A 1,246-nucleotide genomic window follows, 5' to 3' on the forward strand; every position below is an offset into this window, starting at 1 on the left:
ACGATTCATAAGTTGGCATTGTGGTATTTGATCCCTTTTATTAGTTTACATTTAGCAGGGATTTTAGTGGCGGAGTCAGGCAACGATAAAGGCATCGTGTCGAAAATGATTGGCGGCTAATGTTAGTTTCCTTTTTTGAATGGCATAAATGGTCTTTACGATATCTTTACAATGCTTAAGTAAATCTTAAGATTGGTGGCTTATGTTGTTTGCTATCGGTTCATTAGGTGAAAATATGATGTCAATTGGGTTATTTTGTCATTTTCGTAACATTAAGTTTATCGCGTTGAGTTTGGCTATTGGGTTAGGTGTTAATGCCCAAGCTCAAGCCGCTCCCTCATTAGAACATGATGTGTTAGATCAACAAGGCGCACGTGTCAGTCTGCAACAGTTTGCTGGCAAAGTGGTTTATGTTGATTTTTGGGCATCTTGGTGTGCTCCGTGCCGTAAATCATTTCCGTGGATGAATGCAATTCAGGCTAAATATCAACAGCAAGGTTTAGAGGTTGTAGCGATTAATCTTGATGTTGATACCGCCTTAGCCCATGAGTTTTTGAGCAAGCTGCCAGCAACATTTAATCTTCGTTTTGATCCTGAAGGTGATATCGCTCAAGCCTTTGACTTACAGGGTATGCCAAGTAGCTTTTTGTTCAATCGTAAAGGTGAATTAGTGCAAACTCACATGGGTTTTTTTAATGAAAACATTCCCGCCTACGAGCAAGAAATCCAAATGTTGTTACAGGAGTAAATTGATGACAAAAGCATTTTATCAACCATTTGCCAAAGCTGCCGTGGCATTAGCCATTGTCAGTAGTTTGGTTGGCTGTTCGAGCTTAGGTGTACAACCTTGGGAAAAAGATCAATTAGCCCGTGCTGATATGGCTTTGAACAGCGAAAAACTCGATCTCGCGTTAGATGATCATATTTACTTTAGCAAAGAAGGCACCAGTGGTGGTCGCTCATTAGCGGGCGGAGGTTGTGGATGCAACTAACATCTAAGCAAAGTATTGCCAGTGCGTTGGCATTGGCAAGCTGTAGTTTGTTGAGTCAACAGGCCAGTGCTGCAGAACCTATTCCTGCCACTGATGATTGGAAGGTCGATGCTGCCATTATGTATTATGGTGAGCAAGACCGTGTTCAAGCCGCAGAAGCGATTGGTAATGTACAAAAAGCCTTTGGTGATAGTTCGTTATTGGACCTTAAAATTGTGGTCGACAGTTTAACGGGTGCATCAGCTTCTGGTGCA

3 protein-coding genes are annotated in these 1,246 nt (G+C 41.9%); all 3 read left to right on the forward strand.

Annotated elements, in window-relative coordinates:
- Positions 1–271 precede the first annotated feature (271 nt).
- The gene (locus CXF78_RS00940) at positions 272–748 is read left to right on the forward strand and encodes a TlpA family protein disulfide reductase (RefSeq protein WP_180957011.1); all 477 of its coding nucleotides are present in this window, start codon (positions 272–274) and stop codon (positions 746–748) included.
- A 4-nt stretch (positions 749–752) separates the two neighbouring features.
- Positions 753–992 (forward strand): DUF4266 domain-containing protein, encoded by a 240-nt coding sequence (locus CXF78_RS00945; RefSeq protein ID WP_011636599.1) that lies wholly within the window; start codon positions 753–755, stop codon positions 990–992.
- Positions 983–1,246, forward strand: a 264-nt coding sequence (locus CXF78_RS00950; RefSeq protein ID WP_145991290.1) for a DUF3570 domain-containing protein, incomplete at its 3' end; no start/stop codon positions are given. The genes CXF78_RS00945 and CXF78_RS00950, both read left to right, overlap by 10 nt.

It is taken from the genome of Shewanella sp. 11B5 (assembly GCF_002836795.1).
Lineage (GTDB): Bacteria > Pseudomonadota > Gammaproteobacteria > Enterobacterales > Shewanellaceae > Shewanella > Shewanella frigidimarina.